The organism is Streptomyces sp. 351MFTsu5.1 (genome assembly GCF_000383655.1).
In the GTDB taxonomy this organism is placed as follows: domain Bacteria; phylum Actinomycetota; class Actinomycetes; order Streptomycetales; family Streptomycetaceae; genus Streptomyces; species Streptomyces griseorubiginosus.
The window spans coordinates 44,204-69,214 of the sequence record NZ_KB911799.1 but is presented as its reverse complement, the minus strand read 5'-3'; the positions used below and the strand labels follow the sequence as shown (position 1 = coordinate 69,214).

The window sequence follows — 25,011 nt, the reverse complement described above, 5'->3', positions numbered from 1 at the left end:
TTGTCAGAGTCCCGCGATCAACGTCGCGAGACTTTCATCCACTGATGGACTTGAGTCCAGCAGTGGAGAGGAATCTAGAGAGATGCCGGGAAGGGGTCAAGAGTCGTGCGGCCCTGTGCTGTACTGGGGGCCATGAAGATCCGGGACGCGGCAGCCGCCTCCGAGGGCGGCGCGGCCGTGGGGCGCCAGGAGCGCAGGCGTCGGAAGCTGCACGACCAGCTGTACGAGACGGCGATCGGTCTGTTCGTCGCGCAGGGCTACGAGGCGACCACCATGGAGCAGATCGCCGCGGCCGCCGATGTCGCCCGGGCCACGGTCTTCAACCACTTCACGCAGAAGGTCGGTTTCCTCGAGGAATGGGGAGTCCGCCGCCGCGCCCGCGTCGCCGAGATCCTCGGCGCGGAGCACGCCGAGGACCTGCCGGTCGGCGGCCGGCTGCGCCGCTATCTGAAGGAGATGGGCGACCTCAACGTCGCCTCCCGCGCGGAGACCACCGTCCTGATGGACGCCTCAGCGCGTTACGGGTACCTCCTGCAGGACCCGTCCCTGGACATCGAACTCGCCAGGATCGTCGAGCAGGGGCGGCAACGCGGGGAAACCAGGGCGGGCGTCGACTGCGACCAGGCCGGCCAACTGCTGGCCGCGTGCTACTTCTCGACGATCCTGCGCTGGATCCGCGAGGAACCGGCCCCGTTCGACCTGCACGAGCGCCTCTCCGGGGCGCTCGACATCATCCTGCTGGGCCTTCTTGCCGACGAGGCGCATGCCGGGGCAGGGCGCGAGCCAGGGGCGCTCTAAGCACACGGGCGTTACTCCCAACTGCTCTGCACAACCTCGCTTGTTCGAGGCCTGTGGCTGGCTGCAGGCTCTTGCCGGCAAACCGGGCACAACAAGCCGCTCCGGCTCAACGGCCGCGCAGGGCCGCGCTGAGGATCCGCTCCGTCTGCTGCACCGCACCCACGAGACGGTCCAGGCTGTGCTCGGGGTCGGTCACCAGGCTGAGGGACGCGAGCGGTGCGCCGGTCGGACCGCGGAGGGCTACGGCGACACAGCAGACACCGGACGCCACCCCCTCACGGTCGAACGCGGCGCCCCGCTCCCTGACAGGCCGCGGGCACCGGGCCCTTCGGGGTGCGCGGAGGGGCCCCGGCAACCAGGACCTTGCCCGCAGCGGTGAACCAAGGAAAGGCCGCACCGTCCTGAAGCGCGCCGATCGCGCCGACGTCGTCCCGCAGCCTCCAGTCCAGGACCAGTGTCTGGCCCTCACGCAGCACGTTGAGCGCCACGGTGACGCCCGTGAGGCGCGCGAGGCGGCGGGCCGGTGCGCGGGCGGCGGCGCGGAGGCCGGGATACGACTGCCGGCTCTTCCTGAGCCGGCAGAGCAACTGCTCCAGGAGGCGGTACGCCGTCGTCTTGGGCAGTCCGCACTCCGCAGCGAGCCGGGTCAGCCGGCAGCGCGAACGCGCCGCCCCGCCCCCGCTCCGCTCTGTCCCTCTTGTACGGAGCGCCGCCGTGCACCGGTGCCCGACGCTCCAGCAGACTCAAGTCCGCATCACCAGACTGAAGTTCGACTGTGACTGAGAACGTTGTCGATAGGTTGTCGCCCGGCGCGAGAGCGTGTGCAGCAGGTGATGACCACCCGCACGAGAGGTGTGGAAGCCGTGACGGAACTGCGCCTGCTCGGTCCGGTCGAGCTCTCCCTGGAAGCACGGACCGCCGAGGTCGGGCCGCCACAACGCCGGACCGTGCTGGCCGACTGCGCCGGCTGTGCGAACAGACCGAGATCCTGGGGTCGTCGCGGTTACGGCTGCTGCGGCGCTCCGGAGGGATATCTGCTGGAGGCGCGCCCCGACCAGGTGGACATCCACCGGTTCCGGCAGCTGACCGGCCGGGCGCGGGAGAGAGGACGCCGAACTCGGGCTCCCGGACGCGGACCCGCTGCGCGCCGCTCCCCTCGAACGGCTCGGTCTCCTCGCTGCCGAGTCCTGGGGCCGAAGTCCACTTCCTCATCGTTGAGTCCGTGCCGGATCACGAGGTCCGGTCGAGGGTGCCCTCCTGCCCCGGGACGGCTTCCGGTCCGTGTCGTGGGACTCCGGAGTTCAGTGCTGACGGTGATCGTGCTGGGGCAGGTAGAGGGGACTGATCTGACGCCAGTAGCGGTACACGACGTCCTCGGCCTCCTGCGCCGCCCGCTGAGCGCGCGGCGCCTCCGTCGGCAGGCCTTGTCCGGCTCGACCGGCGGCGGAGCCCATGTGCCAGGCAGCCTTCAGCGTCGCCCGACGCGATGCACGGCGGTACGCGGCGGCAGAGCATGGGCTGCTGTGTCGGCCCGAAAGGCACCATCGCGAGAGCAGCATCGCTGCCGTCGCGGACAACGCGCTGACGGCGTACATCGCATGACCGGCCACCGGTTCCTCCTGCCGAACGCATGGACCGTGCCGGGTTCGTCTGCCCCCGTATCACATTCTCAACGTCACAGATGGGATACGAAAACCTCACAGCCGTCGCCGGGTCGTGCATCGACGCCCGGCGGGCAAGGTCGTCTTCACGTCAGGCCGCGGGGGCCGACAAGCAATGCGGTGTCGTTCTCCGGGACCGGACCGCAGACACGGAACTCGTGGACGGTCCGCATGGGGACGCGCCGCGCCTCCAGTACCACGGTGTGCCGGGGGACACGTCCGGCGACCTGAGGACCAGCGACCCCGGCTGCCCCGAACGCACCGGTCGGGACGCCCCGCGGCGGCAGCCGCTCTAGGCTGGAGGAGGCCGGTGGAGACCAGTCCCGGCGGACACCGCTGTCCGGACGGAGGTGTGACGCGTGACGATCGCCGACGCTCACGACGCCCCGACCGCCGTCGTCGTGGTCGATCCGGACGGCCGGGTCAGCGGCTGGAGCGAGGGAGGGTGCCGGCTGCTCGGCTGGACGGCGGAGGACACCGTGGGACGGCCGGTGACCGACCTGCTGGCCGGCCCCGTGCCGCCCGGGTTCCCCGGGAGCCACGACGCGGACGTCTCCGGACCCGTCGCCCTGCGTCACCGGGACGGTCACACGGTGGACTCCGTGATCACGGCACAGCCGTTGCGCGGCCCCCAGGGGCTCGTGCAGGGCCAGGTGGTCACCGTCCAGCGCTGGGATCGCCGGCCGGTCATCGCGGACCGGGCCTTCGAGCAGTGCCCCTTCGCACTCGGCGTCTACGACCCCGAGCTGACGTTCCTGTGGATCAACGCCTCCTCGGGGCGGGTGATCGCACACACCGAGGACCAGGTGGTCGGCAAGAAGTACCGCGAGGTGCTGCCCGAGTTCGACCGCACGCTGTTCCCCGAGCGGGACGACAAGCCCTACACCGACAAGCTCGCCGAGGTGGCGAGGACGGGCGTTCCCGCCCGCCTGATCACCGTCTTCCGCCCGCTCGGCAGCAGCTACGCCAATGCCTGGGCCACCAGTATCTGGCCCGTCCGGGATGCCGAGGGCAATGTGCGCGCGGTCGCCAACTGGGGATTCGACATGAGCGCCGAGTACTGGGCCCGCCAGCGCCTGCTCATCCTCAACGAGGCCACCACCGGCATCGGGCGCACCCTCGACGTCGTGGGCACCGCGCGGGAGCTGGCCACGACCTCCGTACCAGGGTTCACGGACCTGGTCACCGTGGATCTCTTCGACGAGGTGCTGCGCGGGGAGGAACCACCCTCACCGCCGACGACAAGCAGTGACGAACCCCTCACGCTCAGTCGTGCGGCCCGGTACGGCGCCGCGGATGAGGCCGATCGGTCCGCCGACCCCGCGGTGCCGGTGCCGGTCACGCATGCGGTTCACTCCGTCGCAGCCACCTGCATGGCCACCGGAAGGTCCACCGTGGAGCTCGCCGTCGATCCCGGCGTCGGAGGTGAATGGGCCTTCGGCCCCGGGCTGGCCGCGGACCCGGCCCACTGGCCGCCCGGCAATCCAGTGATCGACAAGGGCATCACGGCGGAAGGGCTGACCGGCCGCATCACGGTGCCCCTCCGGGCCCGCGGCGCGCTGCTGGGCGTCGTCACCTTCTCCCGGCTCGACCGGCCCGAGTCCTTCACCGCCGACGACCTGATCCTCGCCGAGCAACTCGCCGCCAAGGCGGCCGTAGCCATCGACAACGCCCGCCGGTACGTCCACCAGAGCACCACCGCGCTGACCCTCCAACGCAGCCTGCTTCCACAGCGGTTGCCGCACCAGGAAGCGGTCGAGGTGGCCTCGCACTACCTGCCCGCGGGGATCGACGCGGAGGTGGGCGGCGACTGGTTCGACGTCATCCCCCTGTCCGGCGCACGGGTCGCGCTGATCATCGGCGATGTCGTCGGGCACGGCCTGCACGCCTCGGCCACCATGGGCCGGCTGCGCACGGCGGTGCGCACGCTCGCCGACGTCGACCTGCCGCCGGACGAGCTGCTGACCCATCTCGACGACCTGGTCCTGCACTTCGCCAGCGATCTCCAGCCCACCAGTCACTTCCAGACGACCGCCGAGACCGGGGCGACCTGCCTGTACACCGTCTACGACCCGGTCTCGCGCCATCTGACGCTGGCGAGCGCCGGTCACCCGCTCCCGCTGGTCATCGCTCCGGACGGCACCAGGATCCCGGTGTCCGCACAACCGGGGCCGCCGCTCGGGATCGGTGGCCTGCCGTTCGAGGCGACGGAGCTCGAGCTGCCCGAGGGCAGCCTGCTGGCCCTCTACACCGACGGGCTCGTGGAGAACCGCGAGCGCGACGTCGACCAGGGGGTCACCGAACTGCTCGGTCTCCTGGACCACAGGGCTCCCTCACTGGAGGCCCTGAGCGACACGGTGATGGAGGCCATGCTGGCCGAACACCGCACGGACGACGCCGCGGTCCTGCTCGCACGCACCCGTGCCCTGGATCCCCAGCACGTCGCCGACCGGGACGTCGAACCGGACGTCGCGGAGGTGTCGCGCGCCCGGCAGTTCGCCGTCGAGCAGGTGGAGGCCTGGGGGCTGGAGGAGACGGCGTTCGTCACCGAACTGGTCGTCAGCGAACTGGTCACCAACGCCATCAGGTACGGCGAGCCCCCCATCAGGCTCCGGCTGATCCGCGACAACGCCCTGATCTGCGAGGTCTCGGACTCCAGCAGCACCGCACCGCATCTGCGCCGGGCCCGTGCCTTCGACGAGGGCGGCCGGGGGCTGCTGCTGGTCGCCCAGCTCACCCAGGGGTGGGGCACCCGGCACACTCCTCAGGGCAAGACCATCTGGTGCGCGCAGTCCCTCGCCCCCACCTCCGGCGAGACGCCGCCACCTCCACTGGTCGAGTGGTGAGCGTGGGGGCCGGCGCCGGTCATGCAGACACATATCCGCGGCGGACTTCAGCCGTCCCGCCCCACACCTTCCCCGCAGGCTGCCAGGGCTTCGGCGACGCGCCGCCGACCGGCGCGGAACCGGCGCAGGTAGGACCACGCCATGGGGCCCGGGGGTACGCCGCGGGCGAAGGCACGCATGTTCCGTTCGCCCGCGTTGTATCCCAGGGCGAGGAGTTCGTCGCGGGTGTACCGGCGCACATGGCGTGCCGGAAGCCTGCCGTCGAGGTCCTTCAGGTGCAGCGCCGCCGCACGGATGGCGAAGGCGGGGTCGTCCCGCAGATCCTGCCAACGCCCGGACAGGTCGTGTGTCCGTCGTACCTGTTCGAAGGCCGCCCGGTGCATGTTGGCCACCCCGAAGGACGCCTCCGGCTTCCACCACTGCCACAGCCGCTCCAGCAGCGGATGGTGGGGCTTGTACGCCTCGTTGTACAGGACGCCCATCACCAGTCGAGGAGAGACACCGGCCTCGTCGGCACTGCGCACCACGGCGTCGGCGTAGTCGGCGGGGTCGTAGCCACCAGGCCGCAGCGGCGGCACCCGGACGCTGTCACTGTCCATGCGTCTGCACATGCCCTCAAGACCCCACCGCAATCCCGCCCGTCGCGACCTCCCAATGATGTGATGTCTGCTGGCAAATAGTAGTGACAAACACGATTTACTCTCTCAACTGCCCTGCTTTTTAAGGCATTTCATCCCTGCGCGAGGGTTGACCTGTCTGTCGCACGGATGAGATTCATAAGGCACATCAGCCCCTCCCCCACCCTCAGTACAGCGAGCGAACGTGTCTGAAAGTCTGTCCCGCCGACGGCTCATGGGAGTCGCAGGCGCCACCGCGGCCATGGCGGCGCTGCCTGTCGTTCCGGGTCTGGGAGCCGTGGGTCAGGCCGCCGCGGCCACCCCCCAGGACAAGCTGAGCAAGCTCGCCGACCTGCGCTTCGGCATGTTCAACCACTTCAATCTGGGCACCTTCACCGACGAGGAGTGGGCGGCGCCCCACCAGGACCCCGCTCTCTTCGCCCCGCCGACCGTCGACTGCGCCCAGTGGGCCGCGGCCGCCGCCGCGGCGAAGATGAGCTACGGCGTGCTGACCACCAAGCACCACGACGGATTCTGTCTGTGGCCCACCGCGTTCACCGACCAGAGCGTCGCCCACAGCATGTACCGGCACGACATCGTCGCCCAGTACGTCCGCGCCTTCCGCGCCGAAGGCCTCAAAGTGGGCCTCTACTTCTCCATCTGGGACCGCACCCACACCGTGGAGGCCTACGACACCCGGCACGGCGTCGGCAGCAAGGAAGCGGTCCAGCCTGCCGATCTCACCTACGTCCTGGGCCAGATCACCGAACTCCTCAGCAACTACGGCAAGATCGACATGTTCGTCACCGACGGCTACGCGTGGCAGATGGGCCAACAGGCCCTGTCCTACCAGCGGGTCCGCGAGCACGTGCTGTCCCTGCAACCGGACATCGTGATGATCGACCACGGGGCGCTGTCGGTGCCCTTCCTCGGTGACGCGATCTACTTCGAGGAACCGCTGGGAGTCACCTCGCCCGCGGGCAACACCTACGCGTCGCTGCAGGGGCAGACGATCAGCGACGGCTGGTTCTGGCACCCGAGCACTCCGACCAGGGATCCCATGAGCAAGGCGGCGATCCTGTCGCATCTCGCCGACCTGGAACCGAAGTACACGTCCTTCATCCTCAACTGCCCGCCCAACCGCGACGGCCGACTGGACACCAACATCGTCGACCGGCTGACCGAGGTCGGCGCCGCCTGGAGCCCCGACACCTCCAGAGCCCCGCTGCCGGCTCAGCCCCTGCGCGTGGAACACCCCGTCACACCGGTGAACGCCTACGCCACCGACCACCACACCGGGGAAGGCCCGCTGAACGCCATCGACGGGCTCAGCGACAAGGGCTTCGAAACCTGTTGGTCCACCTGGAGTCTGCCCCTCCCCCAGGCGATCACCATCGATCTCGGCGGAGTCTGGAGCAACATCTCCACCCTGGAGTACCTGCCGAAGCAGTGGAACCGCACCGACACCACCGACGGCGACATCACCTCGTACACGATCCACGCCAGCACCGACGGCGTGACGTTCACCCAGGCCGCCACCGGCACATGGGCCGGTGACCGCACCCTCAAACTGGCCGAATGGGCGGCCCGCGACGCGGGCTTCCTCCGCATCACGGTCGAACGCGCCACCGGCGACTACGCCAATATCGGAAACCTTCGCATCGGTGGCCGCACCGCCAAGCCCGTGCTCCGGCGCACCACCTTCCCCGCAGGCAAGACCTCCTACCGCATCGTCGCGCGGCACAGCCAGAAGGTGCTCACCACCACCGGTACCAGCAACGGCACCCCGCTGGCGCAGACCACGTGGAACAGGAATGCCGGCCAGCTGTGGACTCTCCTCCCCACCGGTGACGGCTATTTCAAGGTCCGCAACACCGCCGGCCGCACCCTTCTGGAAGTCGCCGGGCTCTCGCGCAGTGACGGCGGGGGCACCGACATCTGGACCGACGCGGACGCCCCCCAGCAGCATTGGGCCATCACTCCCATCGGCGACGGGCACCACATTCTGATCAACCGCTTCAGCGGACTCGCCCTCAACGTCGCCGACGCCTCCACCGCCGACGGCGCCACCGTCAACCAGTGGGCCTACAACGGCGTTCCGCAGGAGCAGTGGCAGATCGTCGCGTCCTGAAGGGGCACGTCGCCACGGTCGGGGAGGCTTCCGCCGCGCGTGCCACTGAAGGGCCTCAATTGAACGCCGGCGTGCCTCCGCGGCGCGCGCCAGTCGTTGCCGCGGTGCGCGGTCTCGGGGCGAGCGCCGTGCGCAGCGCCGGAGTGAGGATGTGGCGGATCTCCGACGTCGTGAGGGCGGCGGGGGTGGGCATGGGGTTGAGGTAGCGGGTGTAGATGAGGCCCCCGAGGATCGTCACCACGGCCGTCGCGCGGGCGGTCGCGTCCCGGCCGCCGAGAAATTCAACAAGCCGGGCCAGCAGCTCGCTTTCCAGGTACTCACGGATCACCTCGGCGGCCTCGTCCCCCTGAGCGGTCAGCGTCAGGAAGTCGGCGTCCTCCCACAAGCCGGTCACCGCGTCGACGAGGCGGCCGGGCAGGGCGGCCGGGTCGCCGGCCAGGACGTGGTCCACGGCCAGCGCATTGGCGCACTGGACCTGCATGACGTCCGCGAACAGCCCCTTCTTCGAGCCGAAGTGGTAGGCGATCAGGGCCGGGTCGACGCCGGCGACCGCGGCCACCGCACGCACCGTGGTGCCCCGGTATCCGCGCTCCAGGAACAGCGTTCGCGCCGCCGAGACGATCGCCTCGCGGGTGGGTGGGTTGCCGCGCGGTCGGCCTCGGGTGCGGGCAGGGGCAGGGGCCGCGTTATTCATCAGCGTTGAGCCTGGGGTGCGCGGTCGGCACAGTCAAGGGCGTTCCGACAGCCATACGAAAGGACGGCCGGACACCATGCGTATCGCAGTCTTCGGCGCCAACGGACAGACCAGCCGCCACCTCACCGAGCAGGCCCTCGCCGCCGGCCACGAGGTCGTCGCCGTGACGCGCCGCCCCGGCTCCCTCACCCCACGGCCCCGCCTCACCGTGGCCGTCGCCGACGCCACCGATCCGGCAGCCGTCGACGCCGCGATCGGCGGGACGGACGCCGTCCTGTCGGCCCTGGGCGCCCGCTTCAGCAAGGAGACCATCACCCTATACTCGGCGAGCGCCACCGCCATCACCGGGGCGATGAGCCGCCACGGCATCAAGCGGCTGCTCGCCGTCAGTTCGAGCATCGCCGACCCCAACTGGCGCCCCACCGGCGCGCACTTCTTCAACCATGTGCTCGACCCGCTGGTGAACCGACGCCTCGGTCGCACCCTCCACCAGGACGTGCGCCGTATGGAGGCCGTGATCCGTCGAACGGACCTCGACTGGACGCTCGTGCGGCCGTCGGGCCTCTTCGAGCATCCTGACGTCACGGACCACCACGTCCGCGAGACCAGCGCTGACGGTGTCTTCACCGCCCGTGCCGACCTCGCCGCGAGCATGCTGCGCGAGCTGGAGGAAGGCCAGTACGTCCGCACGGCGATGGGCGTCATCACCACCGCTGTGAAGCCGAACATCGTCAAGCTGATCTGGCAGGAGGGGGTGAGGAAGAAGTGAGCGGGGGCGACCGCTCGACTTCCGGATGACTACGTCAGAGGCGTGCAGTGCACGTTGTTCGCTCCGCCGCTCTGGTCGGCGATCCATCCCCAGTAGCTCACGCAGTGCCCGGGGTGGCCGATGTACACCGGACCGGCGTAGGTCTTGTAGGAACCCTCATCGAACTCGGGGTCCACGTCCTGGGCGTCCGTGACCGCCGCCAGCATGGAGACAGCGGTGCCGGTACGGGCGCGCACGGTGACCACGCAGTCCTTTCCGGTCGACGGGTTGTACGTCAGGTAGACCGTGCCCGCCGTACCGACCGGTGACGAGTCGACCACCGTGTAGCCGGCCCCGCAGACGCCGTTGTACTTCGCCAACGGCGTGGCCGCCCCCGCCTGCGGCGCGACAGCCCCCATGGCGCCGACCACGGCTGCCGCGACCGCTCCGACCGCTGCGGCACGCTGAATGATGTTCATGTCGATCCCCCGTTTCGTCGACTGCTCCCACAGCTGTCGACCTCGGAAGAACTGACCGCCCTCACCCGGCCGGCGTTGTAGGCCACCGGCACCGGTTACCGAACCCGAACACGGAGTGAACGAGTCCGTGGCAGTGCCCTCAAGGGGCGGCTTGCGTCACTCCGGCGTCATCTGCTGCGGCTGGTGGATCTGGGAGCGGTCATACGCGAGGCCGGTTCAGCAGCCGGGAGAGCACGATGGCGCTCTCGGTCCGTTGGACGGGAGCTGTGGAGCGGACGCGTTGGATGGCACGTTCCAGGTGGGGGATGTCTCTGGCGAGCATGTGGACGACTGCGTCGGCAGCGCCGGATACGGTGCACGCCTCGACGACCTCGGGGATGTCCTTGAGGGCTTGGCACAGCTCGGCGGGGGTGGGATTGCCGGTGCAGAAGACCTCGACGAATGCCTCGGTGTTCCAGGCCAGTGCCTGAGGGTCGATGAGAGCGGTGAAACCCCGGATCGCGCCGGTGGCCACCAGGCGGTCGAGACGCCGTTTGGCAGCGGACGCGGACAGACCGGCGGCCGTGCCGATCTCGGCGTACGTGGCTCGTGCGTTGTGCACCACGCAGCGGACGATCGCTTCGTCGATGGCGTCCATGAGATTGCTCCGGAGTCTTGGGCCTGCCTTCGCGGCGAGGCGGGACGCAATAATTCGCCGTCGGCTCGCCAACATTGCAAGAAAGCGACAGGAGACAGCAGCAAATGGCGATTGCTTGCACTGGTGCGCCGAACATAGTCTCCGGCTTGTCCTGATGTCACGTGCCGGGAGCAGTGTTGATGACAGCGATTCTGAGCGACGTGGAAGCCTCGGCCCTGGCCGCGGTGGACGAGGCCGCCATCGCCCGGTTGCTGCTGGAGCTTCTCGCTGTTCCGAGCGTGACGGGGAGCGCCGCCGAGTCCGAGCTTCAGCATGTTCTGGCCCGGCACCTGGAGCGGATGGACCTCGATGTCGACCTGTGGTCCATGAACCTGCCCGAGCTGCGTGCCCATCCCGGTTTCCCCGGGAGTGAGGCCGCACGCACGGAGGCGTGGGGCCTGGTGGGCGACACACGGCCCCAGGGCGACGGGCCCACTCTGGTCCTCCAGGGGCATGTCGACGTCGTCCCGCCCGGGGACCTGGCGCGATGGGAGGGCAACCCGTTCCGTCCACGGGTCACCGGGGACGTGGTGCACGCACGGGGAGCGTGCGACATGAAGGCGGGGATGGTGGCGATACTCGCCGCCCTGGCCGCGATACGGGAGGCGGGCGCGAGGCTGCGCGGCCAGGTGTCGGCGCACTTCGTGGTCAGCGAGGAGGACGGCGGACTCGGAGCGTTCGGCACCCTGCAACGCGGCCACCGCGGTGACGCGTGCATCATCACCGAGCCGACGGCCGGCGCGCTCATGACCGCGAACGCCGGCGCCCTGACCTTTCGTATCCAGGTACCCGGCCGGGCGACCCACGGGAGCACCCGGTACGCGGGCGTGAGCGCCATCGACGCGTACCTGCCCATCCACCGCGCGCTCGCCCGCCTGGAAGCCCGTCGCAATGTGGGCGCCGACCCGCTGATGTCCGAATACCCCGTCCCCTACCCGCTGTCCGTCGGTACCGTCCATTCCGGCGACTGGGCCAGCAGCGTCCCCGACCTGCTGGTGGCGGAAGGAAGACTGGGCGTCCGGCTGGACGAGGACTCGGCCCAGGCACGCACCGAACTGGAGGCGTGCGTGGCCGAGGCCTGCGAGGCCGACCCCTGGCTGCGCACCCACCCCGCCACGGTGACGTGGCCCGGCGGTCAGTTCGCCAGCGGCAGGCTGCCGGCCGGGCATCCCCTCGCGGCACAGGTCGCCGCCGCGCACGCCGACGTCACCGGCGGCGCCCGGCCCGCTGAGCGAGGGGCGCCGTACGGGAGTGACCTGCGGCTGTACTCCGGGGCGGGCATCCCCACGTTGCAGTACGACCCGGCGAGGTACACCTCGCTCACGGTCCGCAGGAGCGCGTCCGCGTGAGCGAAGTCGTCACGGTCACCCGGGCGTTGGTGCTTGCGACACTGCGCACGGTGGGTACCAGGTAGGAGCCGCCGACCCCGTCCCCTGCCGGTTGCTCGGAGCCGGGTGGGTCCGCACCGGGAGTTGCGGGGCGGGCGGTAAACACCCCTATTCGGAGGCGGCGCCTGACCGGAGTATGTCGATCCCCGCTCGGTCCGTGTCCTCCGGTGCCGCGTTCAGACGGTGTGTCAGCACCCAGCGTCCGTCGTCCGTCGCTCCGGCGAAGAGGGAGGCGTGACGTGTCGCCCCGTTGTGCCACAGCAAGGGGCCGGACGTCTGCCAGCTCGGTGCGGGATCTCCCAGCCGACGTTCCACCAGGAGCCGTACCACCAGGTCGGCCGCCGCGCGGGGAGTTGCCCACAGGCCTCCCGCCGGCAGGATCGCGCCGTCCATGGTCCACGGCCGGCGGGACCGGCCCAGGAGTCCGGGGGTCGGCAGCCGTCGTCCGGGGTCGGGGCTGACGGCCACTTCCGTGATGCCGAGCGGCCGCAGGACGTGCGCGGTCACAAGCTCCTCGTACGTCATCCCCGAAGCGACCGTCAGGGCCGGCGCCGAGCACGGCGTAGCCAAGGTTGGAGTACTCCTCCACGGTGCCGGCCGGGCGCGTGGCGAGCGTGTCGAGCCGGGACAGCAGCCGGTCCAACGCGCGGCGGTCGAACGAGGCGTACGGGTCACGGCGGGAGTGCCGACCGGGTGGCAGACGTGGGAGGCCCGAGGTGTGACGGGCCAGGTGCAGAAGCGTGATCCCTGTCCCCGGAGCCGCGGGAAGCCATCGCTCCACGGGGTCGTCGAGCGACACCGTCCCGGAGGCGGCCATACGGGTCAGCGCGGTGCCCGTGACGACTTTGGTGAGCGAGCCGATCTCCACGAAGCGGTCGGCGACGTGACCGTCGCTGAAGGTCGGCGGGCCGGCGTGGCTGAACACGCAGGTCGGTATGCGTCGCACGACAGGGGCCCCTCGTTCGGGTAGTCACCCATTCTGCAACGGGTGTGGCTCTGCTGCTGCAGGGACGGCTCCCTGCCAGGCCGTGAGACGCCGGCTGCCAGTGAGGTGGAGCCGAAGGTGTAACAGGCCCGAGTCGGGCGGTACTTCCCGGCAGAGGGCGGCCGGATCACCGGTCCGCCCTCTGCGTGTGGCGGCGTCAGAAGCCCACAGCGCCCCAGGAGTGAGCCGTGTAGTCACCCGGCCCGAACTCCCAACCGGCCATGACGCTGTTGAGGTAATGGTCGCCGGTGTAGAAGCCCCTGTTCTGACCGTAGTTGAAGAACGGAGTCAGGCTGCCGGACCACCAGCCGGACTTGCTCCTGTCCAGGAAGCTGAGCGTGTGGGCGCCGTTGCTCCAGGTGTACTCGTAGATGTCCCAACTGCGTCCGGCCAGGCCGACGTTGGTGGCGGCCGGGACCGCGTTTCCGCTCGCGTCGTAGTGGTCGGCCAGCGGCTTGGTGTTGTACCAGTTGAGCCAGATCATGATCTCGGTGTTGGAGTTGCGGTCGGTCGGCGCGGGGTAGGGGTCGATGAAGATGTCGTACGCGGCGTCGTAGTACGAGCCGGACTTCGGCGACGCCGACTGGCTGAACCACGAGTTGTTGTTGGGGCTGACGTCGCGGATCTTCTTGGGGAGTGTGGTCACCGGGGACGACCAGCCCCAGTCCTTGCCGTTGACCATGGCGACGAAGCCGGTACCGGTCGAGGAGTTCACACCCCAGTTGTTGTCGTCGGTGTACCAGGTCGAGGCGTTGCCGCCGGTCGCGTAGTACTTGAACCAGTACGTCTGTGACGCGGCCACTGCCGAGTTCGGCAGGGTGAAGACGAGGGCCAGAGCCGCCAGAAGCGCGGCCCAGCCGATACGGATTTTCATCAGCCCTCCGGAATGTGTGCTGAGTGGGGGGATCACACAGGCGAGGAGAAGTCGGTCGTCCTGGCCTGGCGGCGGGACGTCGTCGGTCTCCCCTTCGGGACGGCGGGTGCGGAGCGAGGCGGCGTGGAGCCGAACCTCACTTGGGTTGCCGTAGATGACTCCGCGTCCCGCGGTCCCGAAGTAGAAGCGGCCGTAGACCCGGGGGTCTCCGGTCAAGGTGTTGCAGAGCGCCCAGTTGGGCGTGGGGCAGCCCGGCGGCCAGGTCCTCCTCGATGCGAATCGATGCGCTTCGACGTTTCCGTGAGACTAAGACCACATTTCCAGGGGCGACAACGGGCCACTCAGGTCACCTTTTGGTAACAGGCACCAGCGGGGCGATCAGGAACTCAGCCCCTCTGTGCAGCTTTTGTGTAGATGAAGCGACCCTGGCCAAACCCTCGGAGAGGAACGTCAACACGCGAAGAAACAGCACGAGATCAACGTCGAAGCGCTTCGACGTCATGACATCCATCTGGCCTGAGTACGGTCGGCGCGCCGACGCCTGTGGAACACGGTGAATGCTTACCGAGCATTGACGCCCGCGGTCCGCGGGTACCTATCCTCTGTCTGAAGACGGGGCGCCCGCGCTCCTGCCGCGTCGTCCTGCCGCCGGAGGGCTTGCGGGATCGGGGGCCTCCACGCCGTCCGGTCGGCGAACTCGCGGCACGCGCTACGGGACGTGACGCGCCGCCGGCGTAGCGGAGGAGGGCTGGGGCGGGTATGCGACAGATCGCGCGCCATGACGTCGTCTTCGTCGCCGGGACCGCTGGGGAGCACGAACTGACGTGGTCTCAGAAGGCCCATGAACGCGAGGGATGCCACCCCCGTCTCCACGGACCCCGCAACAGGAACGTACGGATATGGCGGGCACTCGACGGCACGCCCGACATGGCCGCCGTGCTGCATGCCTTCGCCGCGGTCATGGCCCACTACGAGGCGCTGCGCACGCTGTACCCAACCGGCGCGGACGGGCACCCGCGTGCGGTCGTCGTGGCCTCCGGGGTGCTCCAGGTCGACGAGTACGCCTCCGACGCCCCGGCGACCCATGACGAGCTGAGAGCCTTCACCTTCCGGCTGGCCGAGCCCGGATTCGCCCCGGACGACCTGCCGCTGCGGGGCGCCGTCGTCACGGTGGACGGCAGGCCCGTCCAGATCGCCCTGTCATTGCAGCACTTCTCGGCGGACACGACGGCCGCCCGGATCGTGGCCGCACGCATCGCCCAACTGGCAGCCGATCCGGGCGCCGACCTCGGTTCGGGGTGGCAGCCGCGGCAGATCGCGAGCTTCGAAGCCAGTCCGTCGGGGCTGCGGCACGCCCATCGTGTCGACACCCATGACCGGGCCATGCTCCGTCAGTCCGTCATGCCCGAACTCGACACGCCCTCGAGCGGCGACGGGAGCACCGTCTACAACTTCGCATGCCTCGACTCGGGGGCGGTCGTGCTCGCGGCAGCGAGCCTGGCGACGCGGTACCGGACATCCGTGGCCGCCGTCCTGCAAGCCGCGTACGCGTGCGCGCTCGCCGAGCATCTCGGCATCGGCAGCTGCATGTTCACCACCGTGATGGCCAATCGGCAGACTGCCTGCGCGCGCGAGGCGGTGGCCCATATCGCCGGCAGGGTCCTCGTGCCGGTCGACACGTCCCTGGGCAGCGACCGGTTCCCGGCGCTGTGCCGGGCCGTCGACGCGACGCTCGCCAGGTCCTCCTCCGTCAGCCTGCGGGAACCCGACCGCTACGCCCGGTCCCTGGACGACGTCTCCGCCGAACTGGGCCGCTCCGCGCACAACCCGTACGTGGTCAACATCCGCCCCATAGCTCCCCGCACGCTGATCCGGGCCCGCGCGGACGGGGCGCGGCAGGACATCGAGCGAGCGATGGAATCGAGCCGCTACGGACGCTTCCCCAAACCTGTCGACCCGTACTCCGGAAAGCTCTGCTTCGATGTGTGGGGTATGTCCGAGACGGCCGGGATCAGTCTCGGGACTGATGCGACGTCGTTCGACGCGAAAGACCTCGAACAGATACTCCTCTCCTTCGAGCGACGGCTGGTCGTGGCCGCGATCGGCGGTCACACCGCACGCAGCGGCTCCTTCACCGCCGCGTAAGGGCACGGGCCCTGCCAAAAGGAGCCGGCCGCCAGCACTGCCGTCACGCCGGTGGGGCGGCCTTCCGTCGTCGGAAGGCCGCCCCCGGCTCCTCAGTGCGGCGCGTCAGCCTTGGTGCGACACCCCGTGGACGACGAGTTCGGTCGCGTCGAGGTACCGGCAGCCTGAGGGGCCGGCGTCCTTCCCGCAGTCCACGCCGTTGTCGGCGGCTTGGTTGCCGAGCATGTTCAGTCGGACGTACTGGACGTTCTGTCCGGTGCCGTCCGTGAGGGTGACGGCGTTCTGCCGGCCGGTGTCGGCGGGCTTGAAGTGGCCCTCGGCGGCGGTGGTCCAGGTGGTGCCGTCGGCGGAGGTCTCGATCCGGTAGTCGCCGAGCGACGCGGTGGTGTCGTCGCCGCAGCCCGCCGTCGGGTCGATGAGCAGCCCAGTGATGTCCACGGCCTTCGGCAGCTTGACCGTGCCGTGGATCGGGTCGATCCCGGTGCCGTTGGTGCCGCCCTTGGCGTCCGAGCCCCACACCGCTGACGTCGTGTCGATCAGGCTGCCGGGGCCGCAGCCGAAGTCGCCGGCGTCGGAGCCGTTGAAGTCGGTGATCGCGGCGCCACCGGAGGAAGCCGCCCAGTCACGGGTCAGCGACCAGTCGGCGCCGCCGGAACCGGACTTGACCTCGACCGTGCGGACCTTCGGCTCGTAGCCGCTGCCGCTGGCGTACACCTTCCGGTACGTGCCCTCGGGGACGCCGGGGATCGAGTAGGTGCCGTCCGCACCGGTCACGGCGGACAGATCGGCCCCGGGGAAGCCGGAGTTGTGGCCGCTGACGCTGACCGCGACCCCGCTCAACGGGGCGCCGGTCGTGTCGTCGGAGACCTTGCCGGTGAGCGCGACCCGCGGGGTGTTCGGGCCGGGCGGCAGCGAGAAGTCCTCGTCGGGCTGGGCGTCGTCACTGGAGAGGGCCGCGGCGAAGTACCCCATCCCCCGGTGCGCGAAGACCTTCCAGATCGCCGCGTGGGCCCGTCCGCCGTTGACCACGGTGTCGGCCTGCAGGATGGCGTTGCGCTCGTCGAGGAAGGACGGGGTGGCGGGCGACAGCTCCATCGCCCGGGTCAGCAGGGACTCGCTGAGCCTGCTGCCGAGCACGGTGCGCAGGTCCCAGAGCGTCTCGCTCCAGATCTCGCCGTCATAGTGCGGTTCGGGACCGTCGGGGCCGATCTTCGCGTAGTCGCCGTACGTGTACCCGCCGGGGCCCGCGGCCTTCGTGCCCGGGCACTTGGCCGACGTCGACCCCACCCGGCAGTCCAACGCCTGGCTTCGGGAGGGGTATTGGTCAGTCCAGTGCGGCGGGTCGAGGGCGACGTCTCCGTCCTTGCGCGGACTGTCCTTCAGGAGCTTCTCGTTGGCCAGGAAGTCCAGTGCGTACCAGTCGCTCCATGCCTCGCCCATGGCCACGGACTGTCCGCCGGTGAGGGTCGACAGACCGTCGGCGTCGACAACGAGCCGGTTGGACAGGCCGTGTGTGTACTCGTGGTAGACGGTGGCGGCGTCGTCGCCCCAGTTGCCCTGCAGGATGCCGCCGGACTCGGAGCCGGTCAGATACATCTGCATGACCGGCGGCCTGCCGTCCGGCGGTGTGCCCATGTTGGCGTTGTTCAGATGGTCCCCGTCCGGCAGCCCGTTCCTGATCGCCGCGCCGTCGTCGGTGTTCGCCTGTACGGCGTCCCCGTCCCGTCCGTCGAAGTTGCCGGCCGCGCGGGTGAAGCCGATCGGGGCGGCTTGCAGGTGGTCGTGGTAGGTGCCGAGGTAGTAGTAGACCTGCGCGGAGTTCTGCTTGCGGTTGGTCTTCCAGGAGTTCGGCTTCTTCTGGTTCCAGGAGCAGGGCAGCGGATCGCCGCAGCCCTTGCCGGTGAAGGGCTTGAACGGGAAGGCGTACGTCCCGCTCGCCGTCGGGGCGACCTCCTCGCCCTTGTCCGCCTTGTCGTTGTCGTTGACGTCACTGAAGACGTGCGCGATACGGCCGTCGAGGGTCTTGGCGCTACTGGGGAGCCAGCCCTTGGCGGTCAGGTCCCGGGTGCGCTGCCTGCCGCCCACCGGGGCGCCCGGGTAGCGGTCCCAGACCAGCACCCTGCCACTGGACGCGGGCGAGGCTGCGGCGCCGGACAGGGCCTGCCCGGCAGCGGACGCGCCGGCCGGGGAAGCGGTCAGATCGGAGGACAGGTTCTGCCGGTACAGGACCCGACCGCTCACGGCGTCGACGACGTGCAGCCACATACCGTGGCCGTCCGGCGAGGTGACCGTCTGCCAGGCGCGGCGGGCGGTGCCGCCGGGCACGGGATAGACGACCTGCTTGGCGGTGTCGGCGGCCGGGTTGCCGTCGGCCCGGGCGCCCGCGATGTCACGGACGGCGGTGTCCCGGGCCTGCGTTCCGGTGACCCGGGCCCGGGCCAGCGTCGACGGCAGCTTCGTCACCGGGGCACCGAGCACGCTGACCAGCCGTCCGTCACGGGAGACGTTCGCCTTGACGCCGTTGCCGAAGACCGACACGCCGTCGACCGACTGGACGAACGACAGGTGGCGTATGCCGGCGACGTCGGTGTACTGCTTGCGCAGCGTCAGGTCATCGATCTGTGCGTCTGCCAGGCCGAACACGTCCGGGTGGGCTCGCAGATAGTCCCGGACGATGTCCTCGGGGCTGTCGTCGCTGGGGGACGTCAGGTATCCGTCCAGCTTGGCCACCTGGCGTGCGGTGCCGGTGGCCGGGTCCAGTTCCAGCACGCCCTGGGTACCGAGCTGGCCGCGCAACTTCCTTACGCCAGGCCGCTGTTCGGCCTTGGCGAGCCGGGCGTCGCGGCGGATCAGGCTTTGCTGGGACGGAACGGGCGGCGTCTGGGCCGCCGGGGTGCCGGTGTCGGCGGGGGGTGTCGGGTCGCCCGGGATCGCGTTCGCGGTTCCGGGAAGGATGGCGACGGTCAGCGCAAGGCCGGCCGTCGTCGCGAATATGCTGGTGCGCGTTCTGCGCAGGTTGGCTCTCGCCATGTCACGCCTCGTGGGGGGTGAGGAGTCCAACGGCTGTACTGGACAGCCGAGTTGATCACTCCTGACCCTTTCATCACTCCCGCCTCACCAGACAGCCTGAAAGTTCAAGTTTCACAAGAGGTACACAGATCACCGACCCCGAGTGGGCGAGTTCGGCGCCCTCGATCGAACGTGCCCTCAGATCTTCCAGGAGCGGAGCCGGTCGGCGACGTCAGGAACGCGCAGGCCGGTGTCGCGGATCTTTCGCACGAGGTCGGACAGGGCACCGTACGGCGGGTCGATCCCCTCACCGGACTGGTCCATGTACTGGGCGGCGATGAACGCCGCGTAGAGGCTGTTGCGGTGCGGAAGCGGCTCCAGGCGCACGATGGTGTGCATGAGGGCGGCTGCTCGCCAGGCGGCGTCGGGGTCCGCCGCCTGGAGTGTGGGCAGCTTGGTCCTGTGCCGGGCCACGGCGGCGACGAGAGCGGAGTAGTCGGTCACCGACATGTCCTCGGAGCCGAGCGCGGTCTCCTGGACATCGAGGAGCCAGGAGACGTCGACGTACAGATGCATCAGGCCGCGGCGCTCCCGCCGGGGCGCCGGGACGGAGGCACCTCGTCGGGGAAGGCGTCGTCGAACTCGTCGCGCAGCCGGTCGGACCAGCTGCTCGCTCCCGCGATGAACTGCTTGCGCTGCATCTCCCGGACACCGAGGTCGTGCAGGTACTGCTTGAGGCTCTTGCCCTCGGCGGCGGCGGCGGCGCGAACGCCTTCGAGTTCCTCGTCGGTGAAGGACACGTTCAGGGATGGCATACCCGGATGGTACCTACTAGGTACCGGATACGGGAACAGCATGCGGAGTGAGGACCCTTACCGCGCTTCCCGGAGGAAGCGCGGTAGCGGGCACCATGGATGACGCCGAGCGGCGCGGGAGGTCGCTGTCCGCGAGGACGAAGCCCGCCGACCCGTCAGTGACGCTGCCGGGCTGCCATCCACTGCCAGACGTGGGTGCCGTTCAGGCTGGGGTCGTTGCGGGCGACGTAGATCCACGACCAGTGGCCGTCGAACTGGCGGCCGTTCCACACGACGTGGTCGTAGAGCGTCATCAGTGAACCGGGGATCATGTCGTGCGCGTGCACGGTGTTGGCCTGCGGGTCCACGGTCGTGTCATCGCGTGAGGCGACGAGCCAGGTGGGGGTGGTGATCCGGGCCAGGTCGCTGTCGGGGATCAGGGGTCCGTCGCCCGGCCGGAACGAGGCGACGACGCCGCAGACCGGCACCGATGCGGCGAACAGAGTGGGGTAGACCGTGGTCATCTTCAGGCTCATGTAGCCGCCGTTGCTGCATCCGGCGACGTAGATCCGGTCACGGTCGACGTGGTTGCGGCGGGTGACGTCGCTGATGATCTCGTGGATGAGCGGGGCGAAGCGGGGGCCGTCCTCCATCCAGTACGAGGTGCTCTGCGGGGCGAGGACGTAGGCGCCGTCGAAGATGCGCTGCGCCTCGGGGGTGGCGAAGCCCAGGGCGCCACGGTTGGCGCGCAGGGTGGTCTCGTTGTCGTAGTAGCCGTTGGGCAGTGAGGCGCCCTCGCCTCCGCCGTGCAGCCACACGATCAGCGGGCGCTTCTTGTGCCGGGAGGGGTGGGCGGCGGTGGGCGAGTACAGCCGGTACTTCATCCCCGAGCCGGAGACGTGCGAGCTGAAGGCGTCCACCTCGGGGTCCGACAGGCGTGGGTCCTGGACGAAGTCGTCGATGACGATCGTCCGGTGGTCGCGTAAGGGGATCGGGGCGTGCTGTGTGAGGGTGTAGACGAGGTCGAGCATCACGTTGCGGCCCGCGCGCGCGAGGTAGCCGAGCGTGCCGCCCCCGGTCTGGCCCTCGCCGTGGCTCAGTTCGAGCACGATGTCGCCGCGGTGGTCGAGCCGAACGGCGGTCACCGTACGGTCGAGGTCGTACTCGCCGAAGATGATGTCGTCCGGGGCGACGGGGAACGGGCTGGTGGCTTTGGCGTGCACGCCGAAGGTACCGGTGGTCAGGCCGGACGGGTCGATCGGGCCGAGCCGGGAGGTCCTGAGGGTGAGCGACGTGACCTGTTCTCCGCCGTCGAGGACCTGGGCGTTCAGGGTGAATCTCACGCTGGTGGTCGCACGGTCGGCTGCGTACGCGGCAACGCCGGGCAGCGAGAGGCCGGCAGCGCCCGTTCCGGCGGCCAGGATCGTGCGACGGCTGATACGTGGTGCCATGCGGACTCCTTGTCGGGGGTTCGGAGGCTTCACCACGACCGGTTCGCGCCGAACTCGGCGGCACACCGCCAAGAGGCGCGAACGGTCGACCCCGATTTCCGAGGCACACACGACCAGATCTCTGTCGATGGCAATAGTCAAGAGTCCGACAGGACTGACACCGCCCGCTACGGCCGGCGGCCCGAGCACCCGTCCGCAGGTGGCCGGATGATCACCACTGGATGGGGCCGAGCCGGTCGGTGAAGGTCCCGCTCGGGCCGTCGGCGTCCAGCAGCGCCAGGCGAACGATCGAATCGGTGCCCTCGGTCACCGTCAGCTGACCCATGTTGTTGTTCATGTCGGTGGCCGCGAAGGTGCGGTTCACGACTTCTCCCGGGGTGGCGGCGTTGAACTTGATGTCGGGGAACGCCTGCGCGTAGCGGACGGTGAGCATGTTCAGCGCCGCCTTGGAGGAGCTGTAGGCGAGCTCGTGCATCTTCGAAACCGGCTGCTCCGGATCGGTCACCACGGAGAACGCCCCGACGGCGCTGGACACCATCACCACCCGCGGGTGGTCGGCGGCCTGCAACAGCGGCAGGAAGGCGTGGGTGACGCGGATCGGGCCGTACACGTTGGTGTCGTAGACGGCGTGGACCTCTGCGACGGTCGCCTGGGCGGGGTGGATCGCGTGACCGCCCGCGCCGGCGTTGTTGATCAGGACGTCCAGCCGGTCGGTGTGCGTGCGGACCAGTTCCTCGGCGGCCGCGACGGACTCCTCCGAGGTGACGTCGAGCGGGACCAGGATGACGTCGATGCCGTCGGCGGCCAGCTTCTCGGCGGCCTCGCGGCCCCGTTCCTCGTCCCGGGAGCCGAGGAACACCTTCCATCCCAGCTTTCCGAGACGGCGGGCGGCCTCGCGGCCCAGGCCCTTGTTGGCGCCGGTGATCAGGACTGTGGACTGCTTCGTGTCGGTCATGCCCCCAAGACACCGCTCCTGCCGCCCCCGTGACACGATGTGAGCGGCATCACATCAGACGTCTCAGCGTCCGGACGGGATCAGCGCAGCACCCCCCGTCCGGAGACCAGCACGACAACTTCGTTTGGATTCTGCATTCTGACGGATACTCACCCTGGCAGGTACATGTCCAAACAGAGTGGCAGGGCATACGATCGCAACGCCCCGGAGGGGTGGTCGACGGCGTGCCCGGCCCCTGCCGGACCACCCGTACCGCTCCTTCGCGCTCCCGGTCCCGCCGGGGCCGGATTCCCCCCACGGATGAAGGAGCAGCAATGCCCCTCGGCACTTGGCTCAAGGCAGGCACGTCCGCCGCAGCGTTCGTCCTCGCCACTGCGGGCGCCGCGACCGCCGTTCCCGCGATCACCGCCGAACCGTCCGCCGCCCAGGCCGCAGCAGTGACCCTTCGCTATGACGACAGCCGCGCCGCGGGCTGGGAGAGCGCGGTCGCGGCGGCAGTCGCCTCGTGGAACGCGAACGTGAGCAACGTCCGTCTGGTGGAAGCGGCTCCCGGAGCCGCGGCCGAGATCGCGATCATCGCGACCACCGGCTGGCCGCAGGCCACGCTCGGGCCTGTTCGCCCGGGGCGTCAGGTGCGCGTGGAACTCGGCAGTCAGGCCGTGGACGAGGGCTACAACAAGACCCGCATCGCCGCTCACGAACTGGGCCACAGCCTCGGCCTGCCGGACACCAAGCCCGGCCCCTGCTCACAGTTGATGTCGGGATCGAGCGCCGGCACGGCCTGCACCAACGCCACGCCCAATGCCACCGAGCGCTCCCGCGTGCAGTCCGCCTACGCAAGCGCGATCGCCACGCTCACCCCGGCCCGGAGCCGGATCCTCATCGACGCACCCTGAGGGCCCAGCCCAGCCATCGAACGGCCCGCCTTCCCGGGGATCTCTTGACGAGGTCCCCGGGACATGTGGATTCACATCCCACAGTTCTCAATTTCAGAACCAACAGTTGTTGGATTTCTGGATCGTCCATTTCTAGAGTGAGACCGCAGCGTCGCACGACGCGATCGAGGGCCTGGTCCCACGTCACAGCGAAAGAGCCCCATGAAGACCTTCACCCTGCCCGGCACCGACATGGTGGTCCCCAACGTCGTCCTGGGGCTGATGCGCATCCAGGACATGAGCGACGACGCGGTACGCACCCTCGTCAACACCGCACGCGACGCGGGCATCACGTTCCTCGACCACGCCGACGTCTACGGTACGGACGACCACGGTTGCGAGCGTCGGTTCGCCGAGGCCATGAAGCTCAGTTCGTCGGAGCGTGAGCAGTTCGTCATCCAGTCGAAGGCCGGCATCGTCAAGGACGGGCCCTACTTCGACTTCTCTCATCAGCACATCGTAGAATCCGTGAACGGTTCGCTCCGGGCACTGGACACCGACTATCTCGACATTCTGCTGCTGCACCGCCCCGACGCCCTCGTGGAGCCGGAGGAGGTGGCCCGGGCCTTCGACGAGCTGGCGGCGGCGGGCAAGGTACGTGCTTTCGGCGTCTCCAACCAGACCCCGCGCCAGCTCGACCTGCTGCGCAAGCACGTGACGCAACCCCTCGTGGCGAACCAGCTCCAGCTGTCGATCACCCACGCGCCGATGATCGCGCAGGGCGTCGCCGCGAACATGCAGGACCTCGACCAGTCGGTCGTCCGCGATGACGGAATCGTCGACTACTGCCGCCTGCACGGCATCACCATTCAGGCGTGGTCGCCTTTCCAAGCCGGATTCTTCGACGGACCGTTCATCGGATCCGAGCGCTTCCCCGAGCTGAACGCGGTGATCAACCGGCTCAGCGACAAGTACGGCGTGCCGGCCGAGGCGATCGCGGTCGCCTGGATCACTCGTCATCCCGCGCAGATGCAGGTCGTCCTCGGCACGACGACGCCGGAACGCGTCACCGCCGCCGCGCTCGGTTCCGACCTCCCGCTCACCCGCCCCGAATGGTACGAACTGTTCCGCGCCGCCGGATACAAGGTGCCGTAGCCACTGTCCCTTCCGGGCGGCCTTTCCGTCCGGTTGGTCGTATCGCTTTCGCAGGACTCCGGCGCACTTCCGGATCGAGCCCGGCCCGTCACTCCGAAGAAATGCGGAACTCGAACGTGGGACGGTCCCACGGCACGGCGGGCGGGTTCGCGAGCGCGGTCCCGGTCCGCACCGCACCGACTCGGTGGTAGAAGTCCTGCGAGGGCACATGCGACACGACCTCGACACGGTCGAGCCCGGCAGCCCTCGCCTCCGACTGCATGTGCGCGACCAGCAGCCGTCCGAGCCCACGTCCCTGCGCCTCGTCGGCGACGAACAGCAGGTCGAGCTCCGGTGGAGCGAGGACGAGCGAGTAGAACCCCAGGATCCGGCCGCCGTCTTCGCCGTCGCCCACGGCCACGAAGGTTCGGTGGGCTTCGATGTAGTCGGGACCGACCCGGTAGCCCGCGACCGCGGCCGCGTACTCGCCCGCGTAGGCGCCCGAGCCTCGCACGAGCCGGGTGAGGCGTTTCGCATCCCGCGCGACCGCTCTGCGAATCGTGATCGGCAGGCTGGTCGGGGAAGTGCGGGAACTCATCGGACGAGTAAATCGCACCGCGCAGTGCCTGCCCGCAGCGGGTCGCACCGCTGAGCCCCTGCCCGCGGCGGGTCGGCTGCCGTCGGTGATGCGCCGAGAAGTGGATGTGCCCCCGGTTTCCCTGGCTGGTTCGGACGGGCCGGGCTGCAGCGC

General features: G+C 69.5%; 22 protein-coding genes and 2 pseudogenes. 8 read left to right on the top strand and 16 right to left on the bottom strand.

Annotated elements, in window-relative coordinates; translation table 11 throughout:
• Positions 1 to 132 precede the first annotated feature (132 nt).
• Positions 133 to 798 (top strand): TetR/AcrR family transcriptional regulator, encoded by a 666-nt coding sequence (locus H295_RS0138075; RefSeq protein WP_020140614.1) that lies wholly within the window; start codon positions 133 to 135, stop codon positions 796 to 798.
• 106 nt (positions 799 to 904) lie between these two features.
• Here H295_RS0138075 and H295_RS48250 read toward each other — a convergent pair whose 3' ends face one another.
• Complete coding sequence (locus tag H295_RS48250; protein WP_020140613.1) at positions 905 to 1,069, bottom strand: hypothetical protein; 165 nt, start codon at positions 1,067 to 1,069, stop codon at positions 905 to 907.
• Positions 1,070 to 1,073: 4 nt separating this feature from the next.
• A complete protein-coding gene (locus H295_RS46195; protein WP_234021775.1) occupies positions 1,074 to 1,448 on the bottom strand; it encodes a hypothetical protein in 375 nt (124 codons plus the stop codon).
• Positions 1,449 to 2,818: 1,370 nt separating this feature from the next.
• Here H295_RS46195 and H295_RS0138060 point away from each other — a divergent pair.
• Positions 2,819 to 5,305, top strand: coding sequence for a SpoIIE family protein phosphatase (locus H295_RS0138060; RefSeq protein WP_020140610.1), 2,487 nt, complete (start codon positions 2,819 to 2,821; stop codon positions 5,303 to 5,305).
• 47 nt (positions 5,306 to 5,352) lie between these two features.
• Here the strand turns inward: H295_RS0138060 and H295_RS0138055 are convergent, their stop codons facing one another.
• Positions 5,353 to 5,904: a hypothetical protein gene (locus tag H295_RS0138055; protein ID WP_020140609.1), complete on the bottom strand. Its 552-nt coding sequence runs from the start codon at positions 5,902 to 5,904 to the stop codon at positions 5,353 to 5,355.
• Between the two features lie 253 nt (positions 5,905 to 6,157).
• Between H295_RS0138055 and H295_RS0138050 the strand changes: the two genes are divergently transcribed.
• Positions 6,158 to 8,053: an RICIN domain-containing protein gene (locus H295_RS0138050; RefSeq protein ID WP_020140608.1), complete on the top strand. Its 1,896-nt coding sequence runs from the start codon at positions 6,158 to 6,160 to the stop codon at positions 8,051 to 8,053.
• A 55-nt stretch (positions 8,054 to 8,108) separates the two neighbouring features.
• Here the strand turns inward: H295_RS0138050 and H295_RS44225 are convergent, their stop codons facing one another.
• Positions 8,109 to 8,747, bottom strand: a complete 639-nt coding sequence (locus H295_RS44225) for a TetR/AcrR family transcriptional regulator (protein ID WP_051135682.1) — start codon at positions 8,745 to 8,747, stop codon at positions 8,109 to 8,111.
• Between the two features lie 76 nt (positions 8,748 to 8,823).
• Between H295_RS44225 and H295_RS0138040 the strand changes: the two genes are divergently transcribed.
• Positions 8,824 to 9,516, top strand: coding sequence for an NAD(P)-dependent oxidoreductase (locus H295_RS0138040; protein WP_020140606.1), 693 nt, complete (start codon positions 8,824 to 8,826; stop codon positions 9,514 to 9,516).
• 29 nt (positions 9,517 to 9,545) lie between these two features.
• On the opposite strand, the gene H295_RS0138035 is transcribed toward H295_RS0138040, so the two are convergent.
• Both H295_RS0138035 and H295_RS0138030 read right to left on the bottom strand, forming a co-directional pair.
• The gene (locus H295_RS0138035; RefSeq protein WP_020140605.1) at positions 9,546 to 9,974 is read right to left on the bottom strand and encodes a hypothetical protein; all 429 of its coding nucleotides are present in this window, start codon (positions 9,972 to 9,974) and stop codon (positions 9,546 to 9,548) included.
• A gap of 199 nt (positions 9,975 to 10,173) precedes the next feature.
• Positions 10,174 to 10,611, bottom strand: a complete 438-nt coding sequence (locus H295_RS0138030; protein WP_020140604.1) for an Lrp/AsnC family transcriptional regulator — start codon at positions 10,609 to 10,611, stop codon at positions 10,174 to 10,176.
• 200 nt (positions 10,612 to 10,811) lie between these two features.
• Between H295_RS0138030 and H295_RS44220 the strand changes: the two are divergent.
• Positions 10,812 to 12,064: pseudogene (locus H295_RS44220) on the top strand (ArgE/DapE family deacylase).
• Between the two features lie 82 nt (positions 12,065 to 12,146).
• Here H295_RS44220 and H295_RS48645 read toward each other — a convergent pair.
• The 4 genes and pseudogenes from H295_RS48645 to H295_RS47350 all read right to left on the bottom strand — a co-directional run bounded on the left by H295_RS48645 (position 12,147) and on the right by H295_RS47350 (position 14,408).
• Positions 12,147 to 12,563, bottom strand: a complete 417-nt coding sequence (locus H295_RS48645) for a hypothetical protein (RefSeq protein WP_324606101.1) — start codon at positions 12,561 to 12,563, stop codon at positions 12,147 to 12,149.
• Positions 12,469 to 12,855 (bottom strand): annotated as a pseudogene (locus tag H295_RS48830) (serine hydrolase); the annotation flags it as partial. The gene H295_RS48645 and the pseudogene H295_RS48830, both read right to left, overlap by 95 nt.
• 325 nt (positions 12,856 to 13,180) lie before the next feature.
• A complete protein-coding gene (locus tag H295_RS0138015) occupies positions 13,181 to 13,897 on the bottom strand; it encodes a GH12 family glycosyl hydrolase domain-containing protein (protein ID WP_020140602.1) in 717 nt (238 codons plus the stop codon).
• 346 nt (positions 13,898 to 14,243) lie between these two features.
• The gene (locus H295_RS47350; RefSeq protein WP_158691110.1) at positions 14,244 to 14,408 is read right to left on the bottom strand and encodes a hypothetical protein; all 165 of its coding nucleotides are present in this window, start codon (positions 14,406 to 14,408) and stop codon (positions 14,244 to 14,246) included.
• 248 nt (positions 14,409 to 14,656) lie between these two features.
• Here H295_RS47350 and H295_RS0138005 point away from each other — a divergent pair, with 248 nt between their 5' ends.
• The gene (locus H295_RS0138005) at positions 14,657 to 16,042 is read left to right on the top strand and encodes a hypothetical protein (protein WP_020140600.1); all 1,386 of its coding nucleotides are present in this window, start codon (positions 14,657 to 14,659) and stop codon (positions 16,040 to 16,042) included.
• 105 nt (positions 16,043 to 16,147) lie between these two features.
• Here H295_RS0138005 and H295_RS0138000 read toward each other — a convergent pair whose 3' ends face one another.
• The 5 genes from H295_RS0138000 to H295_RS0137980 all read right to left on the bottom strand — a co-directional run bounded on the left by H295_RS0138000 (position 16,148) and on the right by H295_RS0137980 (position 22,251).
• Positions 16,148 to 19,072, bottom strand: a complete 2,925-nt coding sequence (locus tag H295_RS0138000; RefSeq protein WP_020140599.1) for a M36 family metallopeptidase — start codon at positions 19,070 to 19,072, stop codon at positions 16,148 to 16,150.
• A 177-nt stretch (positions 19,073 to 19,249) separates the two neighbouring features.
• Positions 19,250 to 19,627: a hypothetical protein gene (locus H295_RS0137995; RefSeq protein WP_020140598.1), complete on the bottom strand. Its 378-nt coding sequence runs from the start codon at positions 19,625 to 19,627 to the stop codon at positions 19,250 to 19,252.
• A complete protein-coding gene (locus H295_RS0137990; protein ID WP_020140597.1) occupies positions 19,627 to 19,866 on the bottom strand; it encodes a hypothetical protein in 240 nt (79 codons plus the stop codon). Before H295_RS0137990 ends, H295_RS0137995 begins: the two co-directional genes overlap by 1 nt.
• A gap of 155 nt (positions 19,867 to 20,021) precedes the next feature.
• On the bottom strand, positions 20,022 to 21,296 hold the full coding sequence (locus tag H295_RS0137985) for a prolyl oligopeptidase family serine peptidase (RefSeq protein WP_020140596.1): 1,275 nt from the start codon (positions 21,294 to 21,296) through the stop codon (positions 20,022 to 20,024).
• A 211-nt stretch (positions 21,297 to 21,507) separates the two neighbouring features.
• Entirely contained in the window at positions 21,508 to 22,251 is a 744-nt protein-coding gene (locus H295_RS0137980; protein ID WP_020140595.1) for an SDR family NAD(P)-dependent oxidoreductase, read from the bottom strand.
• Between the two features lie 314 nt (positions 22,252 to 22,565).
• On the opposite strand from H295_RS0137980, the gene H295_RS0137975 reads away from it, so the two are divergent.
• Together H295_RS0137975 and H295_RS0137970 are read left to right on the top strand one after the other, a co-directional pair.
• Entirely contained in the window at positions 22,566 to 23,147 is a 582-nt protein-coding gene (locus H295_RS0137975) for a snapalysin family zinc-dependent metalloprotease (RefSeq protein ID WP_020140594.1), read from the top strand.
• Positions 23,148 to 23,348: 201 nt separating this feature from the next.
• Positions 23,349 to 24,281 carry an aldo/keto reductase gene (locus H295_RS0137970; protein ID WP_020140593.1) on the top strand — a complete coding sequence of 311 codons (933 nt, stop codon included), beginning with the start codon at positions 23,349 to 23,351 and terminating at the stop codon, positions 24,279 to 24,281.
• An 88-nt stretch (positions 24,282 to 24,369) separates the two neighbouring features.
• On the opposite strand, the gene H295_RS0137965 is transcribed toward H295_RS0137970, so the two are convergent.
• Positions 24,370 to 24,858 carry a GNAT family N-acetyltransferase gene (locus tag H295_RS0137965; RefSeq protein ID WP_028810128.1) on the bottom strand — a complete coding sequence of 163 codons (489 nt, stop codon included), beginning with the start codon at positions 24,856 to 24,858 and terminating at the stop codon, positions 24,370 to 24,372.
• Positions 24,859 to 25,011 lie beyond the last annotated feature (153 nt).

Bases quoted from the DNA above. Each gene is read 5' to 3' on its own strand.
- H295_RS0138075 (WP_020140614.1), top strand. From the start codon at position 133: ATGAAGATCCGGGACGCGGCAGCCGCCTCCGAGGGCGGCGCGGCCGTG.
- H295_RS0138055 (WP_020140609.1), bottom strand. From the start codon at position 5,904: ATGGACAGTGACAGCGTCCGGGTGCCGCCGCTGCGGCCTGGTGGCTAC.
- H295_RS0138050 (WP_020140608.1), top strand. From the start codon at position 6,158: ATGGGAGTCGCAGGCGCCACCGCGGCCATGGCGGCGCTGCCTGTCGTT.
- H295_RS44225 (WP_051135682.1), bottom strand. From the start codon at position 8,747: ATGAATAACGCGGCCCCTGCCCCTGCCCGCACCCGAGGCCGACCGCGC.
- H295_RS0138040 (WP_020140606.1), top strand. From the start codon at position 8,824: ATGCGTATCGCAGTCTTCGGCGCCAACGGACAGACCAGCCGCCACCTC.
- H295_RS0138035 (WP_020140605.1), bottom strand. From the start codon at position 9,974: ATGAACATCATTCAGCGTGCCGCAGCGGTCGGAGCGGTCGCGGCAGCC.
- H295_RS0138030 (WP_020140604.1), bottom strand. From the start codon at position 10,611: ATGGACGCCATCGACGAAGCGATCGTCCGCTGCGTGGTGCACAACGCA.
- H295_RS48645 (WP_324606101.1), bottom strand. From the start codon at position 12,563: ATGACGTACGAGGAGCTTGTGACCGCGCACGTCCTGCGGCCGCTCGGC.
- H295_RS0138015 (WP_020140602.1), bottom strand. From the start codon at position 13,897: ATGAAAATCCGTATCGGCTGGGCCGCGCTTCTGGCGGCTCTGGCCCTC.
- H295_RS47350 (WP_158691110.1), bottom strand. From the start codon at position 14,408: ATGGATGTCATGACGTCGAAGCGCTTCGACGTTGATCTCGTGCTGTTT.
- H295_RS0138005 (WP_020140600.1), top strand. From the start codon at position 14,657: ATGCGACAGATCGCGCGCCATGACGTCGTCTTCGTCGCCGGGACCGCT.
- H295_RS0138000 (WP_020140599.1), bottom strand. From the start codon at position 19,072: ATGGCGAGAGCCAACCTGCGCAGAACGCGCACCAGCATATTCGCGACG.
- H295_RS0137995 (WP_020140598.1), bottom strand. From the start codon at position 19,627: ATGCATCTGTACGTCGACGTCTCCTGGCTCCTCGATGTCCAGGAGACC.
- H295_RS0137990 (WP_020140597.1), bottom strand. From the start codon at position 19,866: ATGCCATCCCTGAACGTGTCCTTCACCGACGAGGAACTCGAAGGCGTT.
- H295_RS0137985 (WP_020140596.1), bottom strand. From the start codon at position 21,296: ATGGCACCACGTATCAGCCGTCGCACGATCCTGGCCGCCGGAACGGGC.
- H295_RS0137980 (WP_020140595.1), bottom strand. From the start codon at position 22,251: ATGACCGACACGAAGCAGTCCACAGTCCTGATCACCGGCGCCAACAAG.
- H295_RS0137975 (WP_020140594.1), top strand. From the start codon at position 22,566: ATGCCCCTCGGCACTTGGCTCAAGGCAGGCACGTCCGCCGCAGCGTTC.
- H295_RS0137970 (WP_020140593.1), top strand. From the start codon at position 23,349: ATGAAGACCTTCACCCTGCCCGGCACCGACATGGTGGTCCCCAACGTC.
- H295_RS0137965 (WP_028810128.1), bottom strand. From the start codon at position 24,858: ATGAGTTCCCGCACTTCCCCGACCAGCCTGCCGATCACGATTCGCAGA.